Below are 25,484 nucleotides of genomic sequence, written 5' to 3'. Positions count from 1 at the left end.
AAGCCCCACAGTTGTGCCCGTCCGGGTGCGCCGTCACGCACCCGGGCGGGCATCCTCTTTTCCGGACCGGTCAGTCCACGGTCACCACGTAGTCGGTGTGCCAGTCGGGCGACGGGCAGTCCTCCTGCGCGGCCACCACGTCCAGCGTCCCGCCCGGCAGCACCTGCCCGGCGACGACCGAGGAGTCGATCACCACGGCCGGGTCGATGAAGACCACGTTCTCGAACCGCGGCCCGACCCCGTAGTGACAGGCCAGCGTGCGCGGCCCGGTGGCGGTGCAGTTGTACGGCGGCGTGCCGGTGAGGGTGGTGTGCTCGGGCACGGTGATCGCCACGTCGATCGGGTGGGTCGAGTACGAGGGGCCCGCGTTGTACACCCACAGCGGCAGGTTGACGGTCGCCCCGGGCTTGCCGGTGAGGTCGCCCGGCTGCGGGACCGGGTGCCCGGCCTGCCAGGCCGAGGAGGCCCCGACCATGAAGTGGGCCCTGGTGTCGGCGGTGGTGAAGCCGTACGGGGTGGTGTGGCCGGACTGGTCCGGGTCACCGGGGTAGAAGACCTGGACGTCGCCGCTGATGGTGGTGAACGGCGAGGTGATCGGCGCGACGTGCAGCGCCAGCCGCTCGACCGAGGTCGCTCCCGGCGCCAGCCCGGCCGGGACGGCGTACGAGCTGCCGGTGCCGAAGTACGTCAGGGTGACGGCCGGGTCGGCCGACTGCACCACGCCCGGCGACGGGAGGTGCACCACCACCAGGGTGTCGTCGGTGGTGGTGGCCGGCCCCCGGTTGGTGACCTTGACCTCCAGGGTGCCGTTCTCGCCCGGGACGACCGGGTCCTGCGGCGGGCAGATCTCCAGGGACAGCTGCGCGGTCGCCGGTGGCGCCGCGAGGGGGGCGGTGGCGGCCTGGGCCGGCCACGCCAGGAGGAGCACGGAGAGCGCGGCCAGGGCGGCCGAGCGCACGGTTCGCATCATGACCATCACGCTCCCCCCGGCCGACACGCGGGGCAACCGGATGACTGCCGTCCGTAGCACGCGCGGACGGCAGTCGTCCCGTTCGGGGGCTCAGCGCAGCAGCCCGGTGTCCATCCCGTTGGACTCGGCCGGGAGGGCGACCAGCCCGAGTTCGGCCGGCGAGGCCAGCCGGGGGTGCGTCGGCAGCACCCGCACGGTGTAGCCGAACGGGCCGGTGCGGGAGAGCTCCAGCGAGCCCTCGTAGCGGGTGCGGCCGTCCAGGTCCGGGCCGCCGACCGGCTTGAGGGCGAGCACCGCGGCGTCCGAGATGCCGTCCGTCTCGTCCACCCGGCCGGAGACCACCTGCACCTCGACGTCGCCCGGCTCCAGCGGGCCGAGCGCGACCTGCACCCGCAGCGCCAGCGAGCTGCCCAGCTCCTGGGCCTCGGCCGGGCAGTCGGCCTCGACGTGCTCGACCCGCACGGCCGACCAGCCCTCCCGGACCTTGGCCTTCCACACCGCCAGCTCCCGGGCGCCATTTGCTCGGCCGCCCGCCTCCGCCCGGGGCGGGACCGCGACCGCCAGCTCGCGCTGGGCCAGCGCCGCCGGGGCGTACAGCCGCTCGACGTACTCGCGGACCATCCGCCCGGCCAGCACCTTGGGCCCGAGGGTGACCAGGGTGTGCCGGACCATGGCGATCCAGCGGTGCGGCAGCCCGTCGTCGCCCCGGTCGTAGAACCGGCCGGCCACCTGCTCCTCGATCAGGTCGTACAGTGCGGCGGCCTCGATGTCGTCGCGCCGCTCGGCCTCGCTGCTCTCCGGGTCGAGCACACCGGCGCCCTCGTCGGCGGTGGGGATCGCCCAGCCGTTCTGGCCGTCGTACCACTCGTCCCACCAGCCGTCCAGGACGGACAGGTTGAGGCAGCCGTTGAGCGCGGCCTTCATCCCGGAGGTGCCGCAGGCCTCCAGCGGGCGCAGCGGGTTGTTCAGCCAGACGTCGCAGCCCGGGTAGAGGTGCCGGGCCATCGCCATGTCGTAGTCCGGCAGGAAGACGATCCGGTGGCGCACCGTCGGGTCGTCGGCGAAGGCGACCATCTGCTGGATCAGCCGCTTGCCGCCGTCGTCGGCCGGGTGGGCCTTGCCGGCGACCACGATCTGCACCGGCCGGGTGGGGTGCAGCAGCAGGGCGCGCAGCCGGGCCGGGTCGCGCAGCATCAGGGTGAGCCGCTTGTACGAGGGCACCCGGCGGGCGAAGCCGATGGTGAGCACGTCGGGGTCGAGCACCGAGGAGACCCAGCCGAGCTCGGCCTCGCCGGCCCCGCGCTGGCGCCAGGAGGCGCGCAGCCGGCGGCGGGCCTCGTCCACCAGCTGGGCGCGCAGGCTGCGGCGCAGGTCCCAGATCTCGGTGTTGCCGATCCGCTCCAGGCCCGTCCAGCGCTGGGTCTCGCCGGTGGTCATCGCCTCCTCGGCGCGTTCGACGCCGATCTCGGCGGCGCCCAGGCGCACCACGGCCGGGTCGATCCAGGTGGCGGCGTGCACCCCGTTGGTGACCGAGGTGATCGGCACCTCGGCGGGGTCGAAGCCGGGCCACAGGCCGTTGAACATCGAGCGGCTGACCTCGCCGTGCAGGGTGGAGACCCCGTTGGCGCGCTGGGCCAGCCGCAGGCCCATGGCGGCCATGTTGAAGAGCTTCGGGTCCCCGCCGCGCCAGGTCTCGGCGCCGAGCGCGAGCACCGGCTCGACCGGGACGCCGGGCAGCGCGGCGTCGCCGCCGAAGTGCCGGGCGACCAGCTCGCGGTCGAAGCGGTCGATGCCGGCCGGGACGGGTGTGTGGGTGGTGAACACGGTGCCGGCCCGGACGGACTCCAGGGCGGCGGCGAAGTCCAGCCCTGCCGCCCGGTCGGCGACGAGTTCGCGGATCCGCTCGACGCCGAGGAAGCCGGCGTGGCCCTCGTTGGTGTGGAAGACCTCCGGGGCGGGGTGCCCGGTGAGCCGGCAGTAGGCGCGCACGGCCCGGACGCCGCCGATGCCCAGCAGCATCTCCTGGAGCAGCCGGTGCTCGCTGCCGCCGCCGTAGAGCCGGTCGGTGACGTCGCGCTCGGCGGGCGAGTTGGCCTCGATGTCGGAGTCGAGCAGCAGCAGCGGGACCCGCCCGACCTGGGCCTTCCAGATGTGCGCGGCCAGGGTGCGGCCGCCGGGCAGCGCGAGGTCGACCCGGCTGGGGGTTCCGTCGGCCTCCCGGAGCAGGCTGACGGCCAGTTCGTCCGGGTCCAGCAGGGGGTAGCGCTCCTGCTGCCAGCCGTCCCGGTCCAGGGACTGCCGGAAGTAGCCGTGCCGGTAGAAGAGTCCGACGCCGATGACCGGCACGCCGAGGTCGCTGGCGGCCTTGAGGTGGTCGCCCGCCAGGATGCCGAGGCCGCCGGAGTACTGGGGCAGCGCGGCGGCGATGCCGTACTCGGGCGAGAAGTAGGCGATGGCGGCGGGCGGCGGGGCGGCTCCGGCGCCGTCCTGCTGGGCCTGGTACCAGCGCGGGCCGGTGAGGTACTCGCGCAGGTCGTCGGCGAGGTCGCCGAGTCTGCGCAGGAACCGCCGGTCGGTGGCGAGGGCGGCGAGCCGGGCGGCCGGGACCTCCCCGAGCAGCCGCACCGGGTCCTCCCCGGTCGCGGCCCAGACCTCCGGGTCCACGGACCGGAAGAGGTCCCTGGTCTCGGGGTGCCAGGACCAGCGCAGGTTGAGGGCCAGCTCGTGCAACGGCTGGAGTTGTTCGGGCAGGACGGTGCGGACGGTGAATCTGCGGATTGCCTTCACAGCGGTGAAGCGTAGCCTCGCCGATCCTCCTGACTACGGGTCAAGCGGACTATTGGGCATCCGTTCGGCCTATTGATGAGATCGCATTCGGCGCATTGGTCTGCGCGGGGGGCGCGCGAGGCGCACATTCCGGGGCGCCGCGCTACCAATGCGTGAACTCTGCGGAACAGATCGATTTCCGGCGGCTCATCCCCTCCGACAAAACCCGAAACTACTGTCGTACCGCTGCGAAAACCTTGTCCCCGGTGCGAGGATGACCGAAGGTCGTTGATGCCGCGGGGACCACGACGGCGGGTGGCGTCCCCCCGTGGAGCAGCACGTCCGGATCCTTTTCGCGTTGGCCCTTCCCCTTCTCCTTAGCCCGTTCGGCGCTCACCGCGCACCGACGCGTGTCCTCGCGCCCGGTCGACTCGTTCACGGGTCGACCGGGCCGCCCAGGGGCGTGCCCCCGGAGGCGTGCGCCGGGACGCGCACGGGTTCCGGGGCGCCCCGCCACCGGTTCGGCGGGCGCCGGGCAGGTTGCCGGGGACAGCGACGCGGGCAGGCTCCGGTCGCACGTCCACCCCACCCAGCAGTCCTCCCGGTACTCCCCCGGCCCGACCCCCTCCGGCCCGCGGGGAGCTGCCGCTGATCTCGGGCAGGAGTTTGGCATGCACGGCGACACGCGGGACCAGTCCACACCGGTGGCCGACACCGTCGACGCAGCGGTCGCGGAATCCGCCGGACGGATGGATTCTGACACTCGGACAGACCCGGCGATGCCGTCGCCCCGGGCGTCCGGGGCGGTCCGTACCGAATCCTCCGAACCCCAGGCCTCCACCACACAGGCCGCCCCCGCGCAGGTCGCCACCACGCAGGTCGCCACCGAACCGCCCGCCACCGCGGCCCGGAAACCCGGGGCCGAGGAGGGCCCGGCGGCACCGCGCCGGCGCACCACCACCACGCGCCGCAGCACCGCGAAGGCCACCGCAGAGACCGCCCCCGCGGACACCGCCGCGAAGCCCGCCCGCCGGGCCCCCGCGCGCACGACCGCCGCCAAGACCGCCGCCAAGCCCTCCGCCCGCAAGACGACAGAGAGCGACACCGTGATCGGCCGCATCCCCGTGCTGGACGTCAGCCCCCAGATCGACGCCGGCCGCCGCCCGGCCAAGGCCGTCGTCGGCGAGACCTTCCTGGTCACCGCGACGGTCTTCCGCGAGGGCCACGACGCCGTCAACGCCAACGTGGTGCTGCGCGACCCGCGCGGCCGCAGCGGCCCCTGGACGCCGATGCGCGAGCTGGCCGAGGGCACCGACCGCTGGGGGGCGCGCATCACCCCGACCGCGCCCGGCCGCTGGTCGTACCTGGTGGAGGCGTGGAGCGACCCGATCGCCACCTGGCGGAAGACCGCCGCGGTGAAGCTGCCGGCCGGGATCGACACCGCGCTGGTGCTGGAGGAGGGCGCCCGGCTGCTGGAGCAGGCCGCCGCCGGGGTGCCGAAGAAGGACGGCCGGGCGCACGTGCTGGCCGCCGCCGACGCGCTGCGCGACCCGGGGCTGCCGCCGCTGTCCCGGCTGGCCGCCGCGCTCGCCCCCGAGGTGCTGGAGCTGCTGGCCCGCCACCCGCTGCGCGAGCTGCTCAGTGCCTCCCGCCCGCTGCCGCTGCAGGTGGACCGCGAGCGCGCGCTGTTCGGGTCCTGGTACGAGTTCTTCCCCCGTTCGGAGGGGGCGGTACTGGACCCGAACGGGGTCGAGCCGCCGCGTTCGGGCACCCTGCGCACCGCTGCCGAGCGGCTGCCGGCGATCGCCGCGATGGACTTCGACGTGGTCTACCTGCCGCCGGTGCACCCGATCGGCCGAGCCTTCCGCAAGGGCCCGGACAACACCCTGACGGCCGGTCCGCACGACGTCGGCTCGCCCTGGGCGATCGGCTCGCCCGAGGGCGGCCACGACGCCGTCCACCCGGACCTCGGCACCATCGAGGACTTCGACCACTTCGTCGCCGAGGCCAAGGCGCTGCACCTGGAGGTGGCGCTGGACTTCGCCCTCCAGTGCTCCCCCGACCACCCGTGGGTGAACAAGCACCCGGAATGGTTCAGCCACCGCGCCGACGGCACCATCGCGTACGCCGAGAACCCGCCGAAGAAGTACCAGGACATCTATCCGGTCAACTTCGATCAGGACATGGATGGAATCGTCAAGGAAACCGTCCGGATCCTCCGGTTCTGGATGTCGCACGGCGTGCGGATCTTCCGGGTCGACAACCCCCACACCAAACCGGTGGTGTTCTGGGACAAGGTGCTCGGCGACATCGCCCGCACCGACCCCGACGTGGTGTTCCTGGCGGAGGCATTCACCCGCCCGGCGATGATGCACACCCTGGCGAAGATCGGTTTCCACCAGTCGTACACGTACTTCACCTGGCGCAACACCAAGAACGAACTCACCGAGTACCTCACCGAACTCACCGGCGACGCGGCCGCCTACATGCGCCCCAACTTCTTCGCCAACACCCCGGACATCCTGCACGCCTTCCTCCAGAACGGCGGCCGCGCCGCCTTCGCGATCCGCGCCGTGCTCGCCGCCACCCTCTCCCCCAGCTACGGCGTCTACGCCGGCTACGAGCTGGCCGAGAACGAGCCGGCCCACCCGGGCTCCGAGGAGTACCTCCACTCCGAGAAGTACGAGCTGCGCCCCCGCGACTGGAACCGCACCGACACCCTCGCCCCGCTGCTCACCGTGCTGAACCGGCTGCGCCGGCGCCACCCCGCCCTGCAGCAGCTGCGCGACCTGCGCTTCCACTCCACCGACAACGAGCAGGTGCTCGCCTACTCCAAGACCGCGACCACCCCCGAGGGCCTGACCGACCGCGTGATCACGGTGGTCAACCTCGACCCGCACCACGTCCAGGAGGCCACCGTCACGCTCGACGACGACGGGCCCCACGCGGTGCACGACGAGCTCACCGGCGCCGTCTACACCTGGGGCCGGCACAACTACGTCCGGCTCGATCCCTCAGCCGAGCCGGCTCACCTCCTCACGGTTCGGAGGAACCCCACGTGACAGTGAACGAGCCCGTCCCCGACACCTTCCCGGAGACCTCGAAGAAGAACCTGGACCCGGAGTGGTTCAAACGTGCGGTCTTCTACGAGGTGCTGGTGCGGTCCTTCCAGGACAGCAACGGCGACGGGGTCGGGGACCTCAAGGGGCTCACGGCCAAGCTCGACTACCTGCAGTGGCTCGGCGTCGACTGCCTCTGGCTCCCGCCCTTCTTCGCCTCGCCGCTGCGCGACGGCGGCTACGACGTCGCCGACTACAAGTCGGTGCTGCCGGAGTTCGGCGACATCGCCGACTTCATGGAGTTCACCGACGCCGCCCACGCCCGCGGCATGCGCGTGATCATCGACTTCGTCATGAACCACACCAGCGACCAGCACCCGTGGTTCCAGGCGTCCCGGGCCGACCCGGACGGGCCGTACGGCGACTTCTACATGTGGGCCGACGACGACAAGCAGTACCCGGACGCCCGGATCATCTTCGTCGACACCGAGACCTCCAACTGGACCTACGACCCGGTCCGCAAGCAGTACTACTGGCACCGGTTCTTCTCCCACCAGCCGGACCTCAACTACGACAACCCCCGCGTCCAGGACGAGATGATCGCCGGGCTGCGGTTCTGGCTCGACCTCGGCATCGACGGCTTCCGGCTGGACGCGGTGCCGTACCTGTTCGCCCGCGAGGGCACCAACTGCGAGAACCTCCCGGAGACCCACGAGTTCCTCAAGCGGCTCCGCAAGGAGATCGACGCCGACTACCCGGACACCGTGCTGCTCGCCGAGGCCAACCAGTGGCCGGAGGACGTGGTCGACTACTTCGGCGACTTCACCGCGGGCGGCGACGAGTGCCACATGGCGTTCCACTTCCCGGTGATGCCGCGGATCTTCATGGCCGTGCGCCGGGAGTCCCGCTATCCGGTGTCGGAGATCCTCGCCAAGACCCCGCGGATCCCCGGCGGCTGCCAGTGGGGCATCTTCCTGCGCAACCACGACGAGCTGACCCTGGAGATGGTCACCGACGAGGAGCGCGACTACATGTACGCGGAGTACGCCAAGGACCCCCGGATGCGCGCCAACGTGGGCATCCGCCGCCGGCTCGCCCCGCTGCTGGAGAACGACCGCAACCAGATCGAGCTGTTCACCGCCCTGCTGCTCTCCCTGCCCGGCTCGCCGGTGCTCTACTACGGGGACGAGATCGGCATGGGCGACAACATCTGGCTGGGCGACCGGGACGGCGTGCGCACGCCGATGCAGTGGACCCCGGACCGCAACGCGGGTTTCTCCTCCGCCGACCCGGGCAGGCTCAGTCTGCCGCCCATCATGGACCCGGTGTACGGCTACCAGGTGACCAACGTCGAAGCGCAGCAGAGCAGTTCGAGTTCACTGCTGCACTGGACGCGTCGCATGATCGAGATCCGCAAGCTCAACCCGGCGTTCGGTCTGGGCACCTACACCGAACTGCCGTCCAGCAACCCCGCCGTGCTGGCCTTCGTGCGCGAGTACGAGGGGGACCTGGTCATGTGCGTGAACAACTTCTCGCGGTTCGCACAGCCGACCGAGCTGGACCTGCGGCAGTACGGCGGGCGGTACCCGGTCGAGCTGATCGGCGGGGTGCGCTTCCCGTCGATCGGCGAGTGGCCCTACCTGCTCACGCTCGCCGGGCACGGCTTCTACTGGTTCCAGCTCCGGCAGCCCCCGCGCCTGAGCGGGACCAGGCGATCGAAGTAACGATCCGCCGCACCCTGCCACCCGCGGCCCGCACAGCACCACCAGACCCTCCGGGGGCGCGAGTTGATCCCCGCGCTCCCGGAGTTCTCTGCACCACCGCGTACGGAGAACAGCCCAACGGCTACCCACACGAAGGCGTGACACCCGAGCCGTGCTCGCGTGCCGCGACCGCCGCGCCGCCGAAATCCGGAAGACTGACGGACCCCGGCCACGACCCGTCGGGCCGTCCGTGTGCTTCCGGGGAAAGGGAGTCATGTCCGAAACCTCCCGTTCTCAAGCCCATGTGCAGCACGACGCCCCGGCCGGCTCAGCCGCGCACCCGGGCGCGCGGGGCACCGGGGCCCGGAGAGCCGCCCCGGGGGTCAGCGAACTCATCCAGGCGGCCCTGCCGCTGATCGCCGAGTGGCTCCCCACCCAGCGCTGGTACGCCGGGAAGGGGCGCCCCATCACCGGACTCGTCCCGGCGGTCGGCACCCCGCTGCAGGTCGGCGACCCGGCCCTGCTACACCTGCTGCTGCGCGTCGAGCACGCCACCACGGCCGGCCTCCCGCACGGCGACACCTACCAACTCCTGCTCGGCATCCGCTCCCAGGGCCCCGCGGACATCGAACCCGCCGCCGTCCTCGGCCGGCTCAGCCAGGGCCCGTACGACGGCGCCACCCTCTACGACGCGGTGCACGACCCAGAACTCACCGGGCGGCTGCTGGAACACCTGGCCACCGGCGACCGGTTCGGCTCGCTGTCCTTCCGCCGCACCCCCGGCTCCGGACTGCCCGCCAACCTCCCCGGCCGCGCCTCCACCGCAGAGCAGTCCAACAGCTCCGTCATCTACGGCACCTCGTACATCCTCAAGCTGTTCCGGCGCATCCACCCCGGCACCAACCCCGACCTGGAACTCTCGCTCGCCCTCTCCAGGGCCGGCTCCACCCGCATCCCCCGGGTCGCCGCCTGGTTCGAGAGCCGGATGGAACGCGCCGAACCCGCCACCCTCGGACTGCTCCAGCGCTACCTGCCGGACGCCGAGGACGGCTGGGAACTCGCCCTCGACCAGGTCGGCCGGCTCAAGGGCGACCGCTCCCCCGGGAACTTCGCCATCGAGGCCCACCGGCTCGGCCGGGCCACCGCCGAAGTCCACCGGGTGCTCGCCCGCTCCATGCCCGTCGCCCGGCTCGACCGCACCCAGACCGGTCGGCTCGCCACCGCCATGGCCGACCGGCTGGACAGCGCCGTCGCCGCCGTCCCCGGACTGCTGCGCTTCCGGGCCGCCCTGCGCACCGCGTTCCAGCAGCTCGCCGACGCCCACCCGGACGGCCTGCCCGTCCAGCGCATCCACGGCGACCTCCACCTCGGCCAGGCCATGCGCACCCCGCACGGCTGGGTGCTGCTCGACTTCGAGGGCGAACCCGCCAAGTCCGTCAACGAACGGCGCGAACCCCAGCCCGCCCTGCGCGACGTCGCCGCCATGCTGCGCTCCTTCGACTACGCGGCCGCCCACCTGCTGGCCGGCGGCCCGGTCGACCCGGAACTCGCCCACCTCGCCGCCACCTGGGCCCAGCGCAACCGCACCGCCTTCTGCGCCGGCTACACCGCCGGGGGCGGCGCCGACCCGGCGGCCTCACCCGAGCTGATGCGGGCGCTGGAGATCGACAAGGCGGTGTACGAGGTGGTCTACGAGGCCCGGCACCGGCCCAGCTGGCTGCCGATCCCGCTGGCCGCGATCAACCGGCTCGCCCTGTCCGTCTGACCGCCCCGCCGAACCCCCGCCCGCCACGAGTTCGCCCACCCCGCCGCTGGAGGACCACGCCGTGACGCCGCCCGACCCGACCGGCCGCCCCACCCGCCCCGTTCCGGCCACCTTCCTGGCCGGGACCCCCGAACGGGGCGAGCCCCGGAAGGCCGCCGAGCCCGCTCCGCCGGGCGGCGTCCCGGCGGACACCCCCGTCGGGGCCCTGCGCCTCCCCGAGGCGCCGCTGCCCCCGGCCGAGGTGGACCGGCTGGTGAACGGCCAGCACCACGACCCGCACGCCCTGCTCGGCGCCCACCCGGTGCACGGCGGCACGGCGATCCGGGTGCTGCGCCCGTTCGCCGAGCGGGTGGTGGTCGAGACCGCCCACGGGCCCGCCGAACTCACCCACCAGCAGGGCGGGTTGTTCACCGGCCTGCTGGCGGGCGGCGAACTCCCCGACTACACCCTGCTGGTGGGCTACCCCGACGGCGAGCCCCTGCGCCAGCACGACGGCTACCGCGCCCGGCCCACCCTCGGCGAACTCGACCTCCACCTGATCTCCGAAGGCCGGCACGAGCAGCTGTGGCAGGCGCTCGGCTCCCACCTGCGCACCGTCGACGGCGTCGCCGGCACCGCCTTCGCGGTCTGGGCGCCGAACGCCGTCGGGGTCCGGCTCATCGGCGACTTCAACCACTGGAACGGCACCGGGCACCCGATGCGCTCGCTCGGCTCCTCCGGCATCTGGGAGCTGTTCGTCCCGGGCCTCGCCGAGGGCGCCACCTACAAGTACGAGATCCACACCCGGCAGGGCTGGGTGCTCGACAAGGCCGACCCGCTGGCCCGGGCCGCCCAGTGCCCGCCCGGCACCGCCTCCGTAGTCACCTCCTCCACCCACCGCTGGCAGGACGACGAGTGGATGGCCCGCCGGGCCCGCACCGCACACCACCGCGCACCGATGTCGGTGTACGAGCTGCACCTGGCCTCCTGGCGGCCCGACCTCACCGACTACCGCGCCATCGCCGAGGAACTCCCCCGCTACCTCAAGGAGTTGAACTTCACCCACGTGGAGTTCATGCCGGTGATGGAACACCCCTTCGGCGGCTCCTGGGGCTACCAGGTCTCCGGCTACTACGCCCCCACCGCCCGGCTCGGCAGCCCCGACGACTTCCGCCACCTGGTCGACACCCTGCACCAGAACGGCATCGGCGTGATCGTCGACTGGGTGCCCGCGCACTTCCCCAAGGACGACTTCGCCCTCGCCCGCTTCGACGGCGAACCGCTGTACGAGCCCGCCGATCCGCTGCGCGCCGAACACCCCGACTGGGGGACGCTGGAGTTCGACTACGGCCGCACCGAAGTCCGCAACTTCCTCGTCGCCAACGCCGTCTACTGGTGCGAGGAGTTCCACATCGACGGCCTGCGGGTCGACGCCGTCGCCTCGATGCTCTACCTCGACTACTCCCGCGAGGGCGGCGCCTGGACCCCCAACCAGCACGGCGGCCGGGAGAACCTGGACGCGGCCGCCTTCCTCCAGGAGATGAACGCCACCGTCTACCGGCGCTGCCCCGGCGTGATCACCATCGCCGAGGAGTCCACCGCCTGGGACGGCGTCACCCGCCCCACCGACGCCGGCGGCCTCGGCTTCGGCCTGAAGTGGAACATGGGCTGGATGCACGACTCGCTGGTCTACATGTCCAAGGAGCCGGTGCACCGCAAGTACCACCACAACGAGATCACCTTCTCGATGGTGTACGCCTACTCCGAGAACTACGTCCTGCCGATCTCCCACGACGAGGTCGTCCACGGCAAGCAGGCCCTGGTCTCCAAGATGCCCGGCGACTGGTGGCAGCAGCGCGCCAACCACCGCGCCTACCTGGGCTTCATGTGGTCCCACCCCGGCAAGCAACTGCTCTTCATGGGGCAGGAGTTCGCCCAGGGCGCCGAATGGGACCACGAGCAGGGCCCGCAGTGGTGGGTGCTCGACGAGCAGTGGCCCGCCCACCGGGACCACCTCGGCGTGCGCCGCCTGGTCCGCGACCTCAACCGGATCTACCGGGACACCCCCGCCCTCTGGGAGCTCGACACCACCCCCGACGGCTTCCGCTGGCTCGACGGCGGCGCCGCCGAGGACAACCTGCTCTCCTTCGTCCGGTACGCCGCCGACGGCACCCCGCTGGTCGCCGTCTGCAACTTCTCCCCCGTCGTCCGCCACGGCCACCGGGTCGGCCTGCCCGCCCTGGACGGCCGCGAACAGCTCTGGGAGGAACTGCTGAACACCGACGCCGAGACCTACGGGGGCAGCGGCACCGGCAACTCCCACCCGGTCAAGGCCGAAGCCGTCGAGTGGAACGGCCAGCCCCGCTCCGCCGAACTCGTCCTCCCCCCGCTCGCCACCCTCTGGCTCCGCCCGGCCTGAGCCCGCTCCTCCCGGGTGCCCGAACGGACGCCCGGGAGGACCTTCGTCCCTTGCCTCCCCGGCCGCCCTCTGCTCGCGGACGCCAGTTCGGGGTGCGAAGGTATGGTCGACATGACGACCTTCCGAGACGACGGGACGGAGACACCCACGTGGCGCGCAGCGTGTACGTGACCGGAATCGACCGGGGGGACGGCCGGCAGGCGGTCGAGCTCGGGGTCATGGAACTGCTCACCCGCCAGGTGGACCGGGTCGGGGTGTTCCGTCCGCTGGTGCACGCGGCGGCGCCCGGGGAGCCGGGGTCGGACCACGTGGTGGAGCTGCTGCGCGGACGCTACCGGATCGAGCTGCCGAGCCAGGAGCTGTACGGGCTCACCTACGAGGAAGCCGCCGCGCTGCAGGCCGCCCAGGGGCAGGACGAGCTGGTCTCCGCGCTGGTGGACCGGTTCCGCGCACTGGAGCGGCGCTGCCAGGCGGTTCTGGTGCTCGGCACCGACTTCGCGGACACCAACATCCCGGACGAGCTGGCCTTCAACGCCCGGCTCGCCAACGAGTTCGGCGCCGCGGTACTGCCCGTGGTCGGCGGGCAGGGCAAGGAGGCGGAGGCGGTGATCGCCGAGGTGCGCAACGCCCACCGGGCGTACACCGACCTCGGCTGCGCGACCCTGGCGATGATCGCCAACCGGACCGCCCCGGCCGCCAAGCAGCGGATCCAGCGCACGCTCACCGAGAAGCTGCCGATCCCCGCCTACGTCATCCCGGAGGAGCCGGCGCTGGCCGCCCCGACCGTCGCCCAGCTGGTCGAGTCGACCGGCGCCGAGGTGCTGCTCGGCGACGCGGCCGGGCTGGCCCGGGACGTCCGGGGCTTCGTCTTCGGCGGCGCCATGCTGCCCACCTTCCTGGACGCGCTGACCGAGGGCGCCCTGGTCGTCACCCCCGGGGACCGCGCCGACCTGGTGATCGGCTCGCTGGCCGCGCACGCGGCCGGTGCCCCGCCGATCGCCGGCGTGCTGCTGACCCTCGGCCAGCACCCCGGCCCCAACGTGATGGCGCTGGCCGCCCGGCTCGCCCCCGGCACCCCGGTCGCGGTCGTCCCCGAGGGCAGCTGGCCCACCGCCGCCACCCTGACCCACCTGGAGGGCAAGCTCACCGCGGCCAGCCCCCGGAAGGCCGAGATCGCCCTCGGTCTGTTCGAACTGCACGTGGACACCGTCGAGTTGACCAACCGGATCGAGGTCGGCCGGTCGGAGCGGGTCACCCCGATGATGTTCGAGCACGAGCTGCTGGAGCGGGCCCGGGCGGGCCGCCGGCACGTGGTGCTGCCGGAGGGCACCGAGGAGCGGGTGCTGCGCGCGGCCGAGATCCTGCTGCGCCGCAACATCTGCGACCTCACCCTGCTCGGCGAGGTCGACGCGGTGCGCCGCAAGGCCGCCGCCCTGGGCATCGTCCTCCCGCAGGACGGGCCGGGCGCCGACCGGGCCCAGGTGCGGATCGTCGACCCGGCCACCAGCCCGCTGCGGCGCCAGTTCGCCGAGCTGTACGCCCGGCTGCGGGCCCACAAGGGGATGACCGTCGAACTGGCCCTGGACGTGGTCACCGACGTCTCCTACTTCGGCACCCTGATGGTTCAGGAGGGCATCGCCGACGGCATGGTCTCCGGGGCGGTGCACTCCACCGCGGCGACCATCCGGCCCGCCTTCGAGGTGATCAAGACCTCGCCGGGCGCCTCGATCGTCTCCTCGGTCTTCTTCATGTGCCTGGCCGACAAGGTGCTGGTGTACGGCGACTGCGCGGTCAACCCCGACCCGGACGCCCAGCAGCTGGCCGACATCGCGATCCAGTCCGCCGCCACCGCCGCCCAGTTCGGGGTGGAGCCGCGGGTCGCGATGCTCTCGTACTCGACCGGCACCTCCGGCTCGGGCGCGGACGTCGACAAGGTCCGCAAGGCCACCGAGCTGGTCCGCGCGCTGCGGCCGGACATCCTGGTCGAGGGCCCGATCCAGTACGACGCGGCGGTGGACGCCCACGTCGCGGCGACCAAGCTGCCGGGCTCGCCGGTGGCCGGACGGGCGACCGTGCTGATCTTCCCGGACCTCAACACCGGCAACAACACCTACAAGGCCGTCCAGCGCTCGGCCGGGGCGATCGCGGTCGGCCCGGTGCTGCAGGGGCTGCGCAAGCCCGTCAACGACCTCTCGCGCGGGGCGCTGGTGGAGGACATCGTCAACACCGTGGCGATCACCGCCATCCAGGCCCAGGACGACAGGAACGACAACGGCAAGGAGCCGCAGGCATGACCGCAGGGACCCGCGTCCTCGTTCTGAACGCCGGCTCCTCGTCGGTGAAGTACCAGCTGATCGACATGCTGGACGGCGCCCGGCTGGCCTCCGGCCTGGTCGAGCGGATCGGCGAGGCCGGTGGCCGGCTGGTGCACACCCCGCGCGCCGGTGAGCGGCGCGAGCTGGTGCAGGCCTTCCCGGACCACTCGGCCGCGCTGAAGGCCGTCGCCGAGGAACTGTCCGCGGACGGCCTCGGGCTGGACTCCCCCGAGCTGGCCGCGATCGGCCACCGGGTGGTGCACGGCGGCAAGCGGTTCACCGAGCCGACCGTGATCACCGACGAGGTGCTGAAGGAGATCCGCCGGTTGATCCCGGTCGCGCCGCTGCACAACCCGGCCAACATCACCGGCATCGAGGTGGCCCGCGCGCTGCGGCCGGACCTGCCGCAGGTGGCCGTGTTCGACACCGCCTTCCACGCCTCGATGCCCGAGTACTCGGCCCGCTACGCGATCGACAAGGCCGTCGCGGACGAGCACCGGGTGCGCCGCTACGGCTTCCACGGCACCTCGCACCAGTACGTCTCGCGGGCCACCGCCCGGCTGCTCGGCAAGGACCCGGCCGAGGTCAACGTGATCGTGCTGCACCTGGGCAACGGCGCCTCCGCCTCGGCGGTCAGCGGCGGCCGCTGCGTGGACACCTCGATGGGCCTGACCCCGCTGGAGGGCCTGGTCATGGGCACCCGTTCGGGTGACATCGACGCCGGCGTGGTGTTCCACCTGCACCGGGTCGGCGGCCTGTCCGTGGACGAGATCGACGACCTGCTCAACCGCCGCAGCGGCCTGCGCGGCCTGTGCGGCGAGAACGACATGCGTGAGATCATGCGCCGCGCCGACGAGGGGGACGCGGACGCGAAGCTCGCCTTCGACGCGTACGTCCACCGGCTGCGCAAGTACATCGGTGGCTACTACGCGGTGCTCGGCCGGGTGGACGCGATCGCTTTCACCGCGGGCGTCGGCGAGAACGCGGCGCCGGTGCGCGCGGCGGCCACCGCGGGACTGGAGGAGCTGGGCATCGCCGTGGACCCGGAGCTGAACTCGGTGCGCTCGGGCGGGGCCCGGATCATCTCGCCCGCGTTCTCCCGGGTGGCGGTCGCGGTGGTGCCCACCGACGAGGAGCTGGAGATCGCCCGGCAGACCTTCGCCCTGGTGCACCGGGAGGGCGAGCTGTCCGAGGACTGACACGGAAATGTCTCGCCCCTCGGGATCCTTCGTCGGCGATTCCTCCCGGTCCGTGCCGAATGCACCTATAACACGAACGGATAGACTGATCCATATGCGCCGAGCGAAAATTGTCTGCACCCTGGGTCCGGCCACGGACTCCTACGAACAGCTGAAGGCCATCGTCGAGGCGGGCATGAACGTCGCCCGACTGAACATGAGCCACGGCAACCACGCGGACCACGAGGAGCGGTACCGCAAGGTCCGCCAGGTCTCGGAGGACACCGGCAAGGCCATCGGCGTCCTGGCCGACCTCCAGGGTCCCAAGATCCGTCTGGCGACCTTCGCCAACGGCCCGGTGACCGTCGACAACGGCGACGAGTTCACCATCACCACCGAAGACGTCCCCGGTGACCAGCACATCTGCGGCACCACCTACAAGGGCCTGCCCGGCGACGTGAAGCCCGGCGACCCGATCCTGATCAACGACGGCGTCATCGCCCTGGAGGTCGTCAGCGTCGACGGCCCGCGGGTGAAGACCGTGGTGGTCGAGGGCGGCGTGCTCTCGAACAACAAGGGCATCAACCTGCCCGGCGCGGCCGTGAACGTGCCCGCCCTGTCCGAGAAGGACAAGGACGACCTGCGCTTCGCGCTGCGCCTGGGCGTCGACATGGTCGCCCTGTCCTTCGTCCGCAACGCGGACGACATCAAGGACGTCCACGAGGTCATGGACGAGGTCGGCATCCGGGTGCCGGTCATCGCCAAGATCGAGAAGCCGCAGGCCGTCGAGGCCATGGAGGAGATCGTCCTCGCCTTCGACGCCATCATGGTCGCCCGCGGCGACCTGGCCGTCGAGTACCCGCTGGAGCGGGTGCCGCTGGTCCAGAAGCAGCTGATCACCCTGGCCCGCCGCAACGCCAAGCCGGTCATCGTCGCCACCCAGATGATGGAGTCGATGATCCACGCCTCGCGGCCGACCCGCGCCGAGGTCTCCGACGTCGCCAACGCCATCCTGGACGGCACCGACGCGGTGATGCTCTCCGCCGAGTCCAGCGTCGGCAAGTACCCGGTCGAGACCGTCCGCACCATGAGCCGGATCTGCGAGAAGGCCGAGGAGGAGCTGGTCTCCCAGGGCCTCCAGCCGCTCAACCCGGGCCGCAAGCCGCGCACCCAGGGCGGCTCCGTCGCCCGCGCCGCGTGCGAGCTGGGCGACTTCCTCAACGGCAAGGCGCTGATCGCGTTCACCAAGTCCGGTGACACCGCTCGCCGGCTGTCCCGCTACCGCTCGCCGATCCCGGTGATCGCGTTCACCCCGGACGCGGCCACCCGCAACCAGCTCACGCTGAGCTGGGGCGTCGAGTCGTACGTCACCGAGCAGGTGGCCACCACCGACGCGATGGTCGCGCAGGTCGACCGCGAGCTGCTGAAGATGGGCCAGCTGGCCGAGGGCGACACCGTGGTCGTCACCGCCGGCGTCCCGGTGGGCATCCCCGGCACCACCAACCTGGTGCAGGTGCACCGCCTGGGCTCGCACGGCGAGTAACCGGCCTCCGGCACGACGCCCGTGGGGCGGCCCTCCGTCGAGGAGGAGCCGCCCCACGGGCGTCGTGGCACCTGCTACTCGTCGCCTACTTGTCGCTGTAGGGCGCGTTGTCGTTGAACATGTGCATCCCCGGGATGTGCAGGGTGCCGCCGAACTGGCCGGCCTGCTTGGCGGTGACGCCGGTCAGCTCCAGGTCCAGCGGGATCGGGATGGCGCCGATCAGGTCGTACAGCCAGCGCGGCAGGGTGTCCGGGGTGAGGGTGATCTCGCCCAGGTCGATCGGGATCGGCAGGCCGAGCAGCTTGGAGAGGTGGCCGGACAGCCGCTCCACGTACATGGTGACCGAACCGTTGCGCATGGTCGAGGTCGAGCCCGGGGCGCCCTGCACGTGGAAGGTGACGCCATTGCCCTCCAGGGTCGACATGTCGAGGTTCTCGATGTCCACGCTGTCGACCACGAACTTCAGCACCCGCTTGGTACCGGTCGGGGTCTTCACGTCGTAGACGCCGTGGAAGACCGCGCCGTGCAGACCGAGCCGGCTGGTCTGCAGCGTCCAGTTCTGCTCCGGGACGACGTGCTCGGACGAGGCCGTGCCGGCGGTCAGATTGCGGGCGTCCACGTCGCAGTTGGGGTTCGCGGTGGGCGAGGCGGACGGGGTGGCGGTGGCCGACCCGCCCGTCGACGGGGTCGCGGACGGCGCCGCCTTGGCGCCCGGCTTGCCGCCGGTGGCGGTGGCGGCCGGCGAGGGCTGCCCGCCCGAGGGCTGGGCGGCGGACGACTGGGCGGCGGAGGGCTGGGCGGCGGGCGGCGCGGCCTGCTGGGTGCCGGCGGCCGGGGCTTGCGGCTGGGCGGGCTGCGCCGGGGCACCGACCCGCGGAGCCGGGGCGGCTGGCCCCTGGGGGGCGGCACTGGGTGTCGCGCTCGGCGCCGGGGTGGCCGAACTCCCCGGGTTCAGCAGGTGGTTGATGCCGCCGACGAGGTCGTCGATCAGCCCGGCCTGGCTCGCGGTGGCCGTCCCGTCACCGGTGCCCCGGTAGACCGCGCTCACCGCGCCCGAGCCACCGGTGGTGGCGGTACGGGCGGCGGGCGGCGCGGTCGTGGTGGCCGACGGCTTCGCCGGAGCGGTGGTCGGCGCCTGGGTCGGGGCTGTCGTCGGCACCTGGGTCGGCGCGGTGGTCGGCACCGAGCTCGGGCCGGTCGACGGCGTGCCGGACGACGCGGGCGGCGGCTCGGGCAGCTCGCTCTTGGGGACGGGCGTCTCGATCGGCGTCACGTCCGGGACGGCCACCGGCGCGTTGCCGCAGGGCTTGCCCGCCGCGGACTCGGCGACCGCCGGGTTGGGCGTGTAGGCGGCGGCCATCAGCAGCGCGGTCGGCACCGCGGCCATCGCCAGGGCGCGGCCTCTCAGCCGGACCCGGACCGGCGTCCGCGGCGCGGCGTGCCGGCCGGAGCGCTGCGCGGGGACGGCCGTGCCCTCTGCTTGCTCGGCCGGCCCGCTCACCGCGCCTCCTCCTGCGACCCGGCTGCGGGCTGCTGCGGGACGGCGGCCTCGGCGGCCCGCTCGGCGGCGGGTTCCTTCGGCGCGGCCTGGGCGGGCAGCTTGGCGGTGGGGGCCTCGGTGGCTTCAGCAGCCGTCGGCTCGGCGGCGGTCGGCTTGGCGGTGGGGGCCTCGGTGGCTTCAGCAGCCGTCGGCTCGGCGGCGGTCGGCTTGGCGGCGGTCGGCTGGGTGGCGACACTCTCGGCCACCGCGTTGTCCGCCTGCTTGCCGCGACGGGCGCGCCGTCCCCTGGCCGGGGCGGTGGACGGCGCGGGCAGCGGCGCCCAGGAGACCATCAGCCCGCCGCCGATCAGGCCCGGCAGCAGCGAGAGGCCGAAGCCCGCGAGGTTGGAGACCGGGATCGAGACCAGCGTCAGCAGGATGGTCGCGATGCCGGCGAAGACCCGTACGGCGGGCTGGAACCAGGCGGTCAGCCCGAGGATGATCATCAGCACCCCGATGATCAGCGACCCGGCGCCCGCCGTGGTGGACATCGCGATGGTCAGCCCGCCGAACGTGAGGTGCGCGTACGGGAAGTAGAGGATCGGGACGCCGGCGATCATGGCCAGCAGGCCGCCCCAGAAGGGCCTGGTGCGGCGGAATTCACGGAAGTGCCGCCAGAGCCACCCGACGGGGTTCTGCTGACGGGGCCGCGTTTCGACCGTTGCGCTGGACATGGTGCAGCTCCTCGACGTCGCTACGAGGGAAGAACAAGGGGGGATGGGGCCTGTCGCTCGGCCCCGGCAAGGACCCGAGCGACAGGCTCCCGAGCCGGAAGGCGGCGGTGTGCCCGCCGCCCCCGGCCCGAAGTGGCCTCACCCGGGCACGCCGGTCGGCGTGCCGTCAGACGGGGCTCAGAAGCACTCGTTGCCCGGGCCGTCGCCGCTCTTCAGCGCGAGGTTCAGGCCGTTCAGCTTGAAGGTGCCGGCCGAGGTGGCCCGCGCGGTCTGCTGAACGCCGCTCAGGTCTGCGGTCTTGGCGGACTGGGCGAAGCCGGTCGCGCCGGACGGCAGGCCGGCGCCGCCGCCCGCCTTGGTGACACCCGCGTGCGGGGCCCAGCCCTGGGTGGCCGTACCCGAGAGGGTGGAGGCGTCCTGGCCGATGTTCATCTGGCTGAAGGTCGCGTCCGCCTTCAGCTGCTCCAGGTCGATCAGCAGGTTGTCGGCCTGAACCGGCTTGCCCGCCTCGGTGCCGGCGTGCAGCTGGAGGGTGATCTTGCCCAGGCCGAACGCGGACAGGTCGGTCACCACCGACTGGCACAGGTTGGTGATGTCGGCGTGGTCGAAGGCCGAGACCGCGACCGGGTGCGGCTTGCCGCTGGCCTCGATGTCGACCGAGCCGAACTGGGCGAAGTTGGTGCCGTGCAGCTGGTCGGTACTGACCTTGAACTGCTGGCCGGAAATGCTGAACGAGGCGGCGAGCGCGCTGTTGGCGATCGAGACGCCGACCATCGCGGTGGCCGCGACGCTCGGCACCATCACCAGGGCGAAGCGCTTCCAGCGGGTCTTGCCGTAGGTCTTGGACATGCGAGTCCTCCTTCTAGGACGTACATCTCCGGCTCCCCGGCGGCGCGTCCCGCGCCGGTGGGGGCCTGGGATGGGAGAGAGCTACGTCCTCGGTAGCGGAGAGCGCCTCGGGCGTCGGCGGAGGCGGGAGCGGCCTGCGTGCTGCGGCACTCCCGTCCAGGAACCGGCCGTCCTTGCGGGACGACGGGTCGGACCGACGACATCGGCGATCACCCCCGAGCGACAACCAGCGACCGCGCAGGGCCGCGCGGCCGGTCGAGGACAGGAACCGCCGTGGGACCGCGGATACCCCCCTGCCCTCCCTACCGCCGGCCTGGGGCCGACGGATCACCCGGTGGGGATCCCGCGCTCCGCTTGGCCGACCGGCTGTCGGAGGGTGTGGAGTCTGGGACCGGGCGTGGCCGATCGTGCTTGAATCCCGGGCGAAGCACAAGGGGTGCCTTACTGACGGGTAATGCAACAGCAGGTGGCGTTGATCATGAAATTGACCCGAGTTGCACCGTGCGTGACGTGTTGAAGGAAGCGTGACGAGGAAATCCGCCGGAAACACCAATGAAACACCCGTGGGTGGTCACGGAAAGTGACCACCCACGGGTGAAATCAAGATTTGGTAAACCTCTGTCCGGTTGACCGGATTGTCGCCAAATCACCGGGCGACACCGCAGGTCATCCGACGTGCCAGGCACTCGGTGCCAGGCCCTGGCCGGAGCCGACGCGAACCCGGATCAGAACAGCACGCGGGCCAGCGCCGTACGGGCCGCGACGACCCGCGGGTCGTCCGGGCCGATCACCTCGAACAGCTCCAGCAGGCGCAGCCGGGCGGTGTCCCGGTCCTCGCCGAAGGTCCGGCCGACGGTGTCCACCAGTCGCCCGAAGGCGTCCTCGACGTGACCGCCCACCAGGTCCAGGTCGGCGGCCTGCAGCTGGATCGCGACGTCCTTCGGGTCGGCGGCGGCGGCCGCGCGGACCGCCTGGAGGTCCAGCCCCTCGATCCGCTTGAGCAGCTGGGCCTGGGCCAGGCCCAGCTTGGCCTCGGTGTTGCCCGGCTGGTCGGCCAGCACGTTCCGGTAGGCCTGGATGGCGCCACCCAGGTCGCCGGCGTCCAGCGCGTCGTGCGCGGCGGACAGCGCCGGGTCCTCCGGCCGCTGCGGGGCGGCGTCGGCCTCGCCCGGGGCACCCGCGCCACCGGAGATGCCGAAGCGCTGCTCGGCGACCAGGATCAGCTGGTCCAGCACCTTGCGGACGTTGGCGGCGCTCTCCGCGCCCTGGAACAGCGGCACCAGCTGGCCGGCCACCACGGCCATCACGGCCGGGATGCCCTGGATGCCGAACTGCTGGGCGATCAGCTGATTGGAGTCCACGTCGATCTTGGCGAGCACGAAGCGGCCGGCGTACTCCTCGGCCAGGCCCTCCAGGATCGGGCTGAGCTGCTTGCAGGGCCCGCACCACTCGGCCCAGAAGTCGATGACGACCGGCACCTCGTTGGAACGCTGGACGACCTCGGTCTCGAAGGTGTCCTCGGTGACGTCGATGACGAGTTCGTAGGCGGGCTGGGGGGCGACTCCGTCCGCTTCGGCGGCGGCCGCCTGGCGGGCCCGCTCGGCCCGGGCCTGCTCGGCCTTCTGGGCGGCCTCTCCAGCCGCCTTCACTGCGGCGAGGTCGACCGCACCGCGCAGGGCGGTGTTGTTGGGACGCGAATTCCGTGGCTGCATGACACCATCCTCCCCCGTCCGCGCTGCTCGCGGGCACCATCCTCCGGAAAGTCGCCCCGCGCGGGCTGCGCGGTGCGGGTTCCCGGCCGGCGCGCCCTTCCCCCGGTAGCCTGAACCGTTCGGCGCGGATCCCCACCCGCACCCGCGCCGCCCCGTCCCACGGGTGCGGCGCCTGGTTGTCACTGCTTTCGCTACAGGTCGTAGCGTAACTGCAGCCGGTGCCCCGGCCGCAAGCCCCACCGGCGCTTCGGGGACGTGACCTGCCCCACTTTCCCGGTCCGCCCGGCTGCCCGAATCGGCGAACGTCGCTACCGTTACCAGCCCCACCCAAGTTACTTACCAGTAAAGCGCAAGGAGATCCGGTGCCGGCCGCCCAGCCCTCCGTGAGCCCGGACGACGCCGTCCGGGACGGCACCGTCCGGGCCAAGGGCCGCCCGCGCAGCGCCGCCGCCGACCTCGCGATCCTCGACGCCACCCGCGAGGCCCTCGCCGAACTCGGCTGGGGCGGACTGACCATGGGCCACGTCGCCAGCCGCGCCGGGGTCGCCAAGACCACGCTCTACCGCCGCTGGCCCTCCAAGAACGAACTGGTGGTCGACGCCGTCGCCAGCCTCTTCGACGAACTCGTGATGCCCGACCTCGGCAGCCTGCGGGCCGACATCGAGGCCGTGGTGGGCCAGTTCGCCGGCCTGCTGGCCCGCCCCGAGACCCAGACCGCCCTGCTCGCGCTGTTCGCCGAGGGCACCCGTGACCCCCAACTGCGCCGCCGGATCCGGGAGGCGATCGTGGACCCGCAGAAGCGGCTGGTCCGGCAGGGCCGGGCCGCCGCCCAGGCACGCGGCGAACTCGGGGCGGACGCCTGCGTCGAGTCGGCCCACGAGGAGGTCGACATCATCTTCGACACCATCGCCGGCACCGTCGAGCACCGGGTCCTGGTCAGCGGCGAGCCGATCACCCCCGAGTGGACCCGCCGCTTCACCGACCTGCTGCTCGGCCCGCTCACCACGGGCTGAGCGCACGGCGAAAGGGCAACGAGCGCACGGCGAAGGCGCAACGAGCGCACGGCGAGACCCCGAACGAGCGCACCACGAGGCCGCCCCGTACGGGAGTTCCGTACGGGGCGGCCTCGTTCGTCAGCCGGTCAGAACGTCGCGTTCTCCCGGTACGTCCCCCACTCCTCCCGCAGCACGTTGCAGATCTCGCCCAGGGTCGCCTCGGCGCGCACCGCGTCCAGCATCGGCGGGATCATCGACTCGCCCGAGCGCGCCGCCGCCAGCATGGCGTCCAGCCCGGCCCGCACCGCCGCGTCGTCCCGGGCCGCCTTGCGCTCGCCCAGCACCCGCACCTGCTCGCGCTCGACCTCGTGGCTGACCCGCAGGATCTCCAGGTCGGGGGTGACGCTGCGGGGGTGGCAGTTGACGCCGACCACGCGCTTGTCGCCCTTCTCCACCGACTGCTGGTACTGGAAGGCCGCCTCGGCGATCTCGCCGGTGAACCAGCCCTCCTCGATCCCGCGCAGGATGCCGGAGGTGATCGGGCCGATCCCGTGGTCCTCGCGGCCCTTGTTCAAGATCTGCCGGAAGATCGCCTCGGCCTGCTGCTCGATCCGGTCGGTGAGCGCCTCGACGTACCAGGAACCGCCCAGCGGGTCGGCCACATTGGTGATGCCGGTCTCCTCCATCAGCACCTGCTGGGTGCGCAGCGCGATCTCCGCGGCCTGCTCGGAGGGCAGCGCCAGGGTCTCGTCCAGCGCGTTGGTGTGCAGCGAGTTGGTGCCGCCGAGCACCGCGGAGAGCGCCTCGACGGCGGTGCGCACCACGTTGTTGTACGGCTGCTGGGCGGTGAGCGAGACGCCCGCGGTCTGGGTGTGGAAGCGCAGCCACTGCGCCTTGTCGGTCTTGGCACCGAAGCGGTCGCGCATCCAGCGGGCCCAGATCCGGCGCGCGGCGCGGAACTTGGCGATCTCCTCGAAGAAGTCCAGGTGCGCGTCGAAGAAGAAGGACAGGCCGGGCGCGAAGACGTCCACGTCGAGGCCGCGGGACAGGCCCAGCTCGACGTAGGCGAAGCCGTCGGCGAGGGTGTACGCCAGCTCCTGCGCGGCCGTCGCCCCGGCCTCGCGGATGTGGTAGCCGGAGACGGACAGCGGCTTGTACGCCGGGATGCCCTGGGCACAGTGCTCCATCAGGTCGCCGATCAGGCGCAGGTGCGGCTCGGGGGCGAAGAGCCACTCCTTCTGGGCGATGTACTCCTTGAAGATGTCGGTCTGCAGGGTGCCGTTGAGCACCGCCGGGTCCACGCCCTGGCGCTCGGCGGCGACCAGGTACATGCAGAAGATCGGTACGGCCGGGCCGCTGATCGTCATCGAGGTGGTGACCTCGCCGAGCGGGATGCCGGCGAACAGCACCTCCATGTCGGCGGCCGAGTCGATGGCGACGCCGCAGTGGCCGACCTCGCCGAGCGACTTGGGGTCGTCCGAGTCGTAGCCCATCAGGGTCGGCATGTCGAAGGCGACCGAGAGGCCGCCGCCGCCCGCGTCCAGGATCATCCGGTAGCGCTCGTTGGTCTGCTGCGCGTTGCCGAAGCCGGCGAACTGGCGGATGGTCCAGGTGCGGCCGCGGTAGCCGGTGGGGTGCAGGCCGCGGGTGAACGGGTACTCGCCCGGCCAGCCGATCCGCTCGAAGCCCTCGACGGGCTGCCCGGGGGCCGGGCCGTAGACCGGCTCCACCTCGTCACCGGAGAGGGTGGTGAAGTCCGCGTCGCGCTTGCGGGCCTTGTCGTACCGCTGCTGCCAGCGCTGACGACCGCGCTCGATCTCCTCGGCGTCCATGGGCCGAACTCTCCGCTCCGTACGGCCGCCACGGCACCGGGCGGCACAGCTATTAGGACGTCCTACCAATTTACTCGGACGTCCTAGTAGTTGTCGATGGAGGCCCGCCCGGAGAACGGGGGACGGCCGGGGACGGCCGGGGAGAGCCGGGGAGAGCCGGGAAACGCCCAGGGCGCCCCTCCCCC

Annotated in this window: 15 protein-coding genes; 8 read left to right on the top strand and 7 right to left on the bottom strand. The window is 72.4% G+C overall.

Annotation, left to right across the window (positions count from 1 at the left end; all coding sequences use genetic code 11):
• Positions 1–70: 70 nt before the first annotated feature.
• Together ACZ7BZ_RS17730 and glgP are read right to left on the bottom strand one after the other, a co-directional pair.
• Entirely contained in the window at positions 71–970 is a 900-nt protein-coding gene (locus tag ACZ7BZ_RS17730; RefSeq protein ID WP_470359095.1) for a COG1361 family protein, read from the bottom strand.
• Positions 971–1,060: 90 nt separating this feature from the next.
• Positions 1,061–3,757: an alpha-glucan family phosphorylase gene (gene glgP / locus ACZ7BZ_RS17725; RefSeq protein ID WP_470359094.1), complete on the bottom strand. Its 2,697-nt coding sequence runs from the start codon at positions 3,755–3,757 to the stop codon at positions 1,061–1,063.
• Positions 3,758–4,842: 1,085 nt separating this feature from the next.
• Here glgP and ACZ7BZ_RS17720 point away from each other — a divergent pair.
• The 7 genes from ACZ7BZ_RS17720 (at position 4,843) to pyk (ending at position 17,697) form a co-directional block, all read left to right on the top strand.
• Positions 4,843–6,798, top strand: a complete 1,956-nt coding sequence (locus ACZ7BZ_RS17720; protein WP_470359149.1) for an alpha-1,4-glucan--maltose-1-phosphate maltosyltransferase — start codon at positions 4,843–4,845, stop codon at positions 6,796–6,798.
• Entirely contained in the window at positions 6,795–8,519 is a 1,725-nt protein-coding gene (gene treS, locus ACZ7BZ_RS17715; protein WP_380459232.1) for a maltose alpha-D-glucosyltransferase, read from the top strand. The genes ACZ7BZ_RS17720 and treS overlap by 4 nt, the downstream gene beginning before the upstream one ends.
• Positions 8,520–8,772: 253 nt before the next feature.
• On the top strand, positions 8,773–10,263 hold the full coding sequence (locus ACZ7BZ_RS17710) for a maltokinase N-terminal cap-like domain-containing protein (RefSeq protein ID WP_470359093.1): 1,491 nt from the start codon (positions 8,773–8,775) through the stop codon (positions 10,261–10,263).
• A 61-nt stretch (positions 10,264–10,324) separates the two neighbouring features.
• On the top strand, positions 10,325–12,661 hold the full coding sequence (glgB, locus tag ACZ7BZ_RS17705; protein WP_470359092.1) for a 1,4-alpha-glucan branching protein GlgB: 2,337 nt from the start codon (positions 10,325–10,327) through the stop codon (positions 12,659–12,661).
• 149 nt (positions 12,662–12,810) lie between these two features.
• Positions 12,811–14,955, top strand: a complete 2,145-nt coding sequence (pta, locus tag ACZ7BZ_RS17700) for a phosphate acetyltransferase (protein WP_470359091.1) — start codon at positions 12,811–12,813, stop codon at positions 14,953–14,955.
• Positions 14,952–16,175: an acetate kinase gene (locus ACZ7BZ_RS17695; RefSeq protein ID WP_470359090.1), complete on the top strand. Its 1,224-nt coding sequence runs from the start codon at positions 14,952–14,954 to the stop codon at positions 16,173–16,175. The genes pta and ACZ7BZ_RS17695 overlap by 4 nt, the downstream gene beginning before the upstream one ends.
• Before the next feature lie 94 nt (positions 16,176–16,269).
• Entirely contained in the window at positions 16,270–17,697 is a 1,428-nt protein-coding gene (gene pyk / locus ACZ7BZ_RS17690; protein ID WP_470359089.1) for a pyruvate kinase, read from the top strand.
• 85 nt (positions 17,698–17,782) lie between these two features.
• On the opposite strand, the gene ACZ7BZ_RS17685 is transcribed toward pyk, so the two are convergent.
• The 4 genes from ACZ7BZ_RS17685 to ACZ7BZ_RS17670 form a co-directional block, all read right to left on the bottom strand.
• Entirely contained in the window at positions 17,783–19,198 is a 1,416-nt protein-coding gene (locus ACZ7BZ_RS17685; RefSeq protein WP_470359088.1) for a hypothetical protein, read from the bottom strand.
• A complete protein-coding gene (locus tag ACZ7BZ_RS17680) occupies positions 19,195–19,911 on the bottom strand; it encodes a DUF6114 domain-containing protein (protein WP_470359087.1) in 717 nt (238 codons plus the stop codon). Before ACZ7BZ_RS17680 ends, ACZ7BZ_RS17685 begins: the two co-directional genes overlap by 4 nt.
• Before the next feature lie 177 nt (positions 19,912–20,088).
• Positions 20,089–20,760, bottom strand: coding sequence for a DUF6230 family protein (locus tag ACZ7BZ_RS17675; protein ID WP_380452975.1), 672 nt, complete (start codon positions 20,758–20,760; stop codon positions 20,089–20,091).
• 725 nt (positions 20,761–21,485) lie between these two features.
• Positions 21,486–22,472 (bottom strand): tetratricopeptide repeat protein, encoded by a 987-nt coding sequence (locus tag ACZ7BZ_RS17670; protein WP_470359086.1) that lies wholly within the window; start codon positions 22,470–22,472, stop codon positions 21,486–21,488.
• A gap of 383 nt (positions 22,473–22,855) precedes the next feature.
• Here ACZ7BZ_RS17670 and ACZ7BZ_RS17665 point away from each other — a divergent pair, with 383 nt between their 5' ends.
• Positions 22,856–23,485: a TetR/AcrR family transcriptional regulator gene (locus ACZ7BZ_RS17665; RefSeq protein ID WP_470359148.1), complete on the top strand. Its 630-nt coding sequence runs from the start codon at positions 22,856–22,858 to the stop codon at positions 23,483–23,485.
• Between the two features lie 128 nt (positions 23,486–23,613).
• Here the strand turns inward: ACZ7BZ_RS17665 and ACZ7BZ_RS17660 are convergent, their stop codons facing one another.
• On the bottom strand, positions 23,614–25,299 hold the full coding sequence (locus ACZ7BZ_RS17660) for an acyl-CoA mutase large subunit family protein (RefSeq protein WP_470359085.1): 1,686 nt from the start codon (positions 25,297–25,299) through the stop codon (positions 23,614–23,616).
• Positions 25,300–25,484 lie beyond the last annotated feature (185 nt).

Source organism: Kitasatospora sp. NPDC036934, assembly GCF_055608425.1.
Note: the sequence above shows the minus strand (reverse complement) of the source record. Positions and strands in the feature narration are given on the sequence as shown.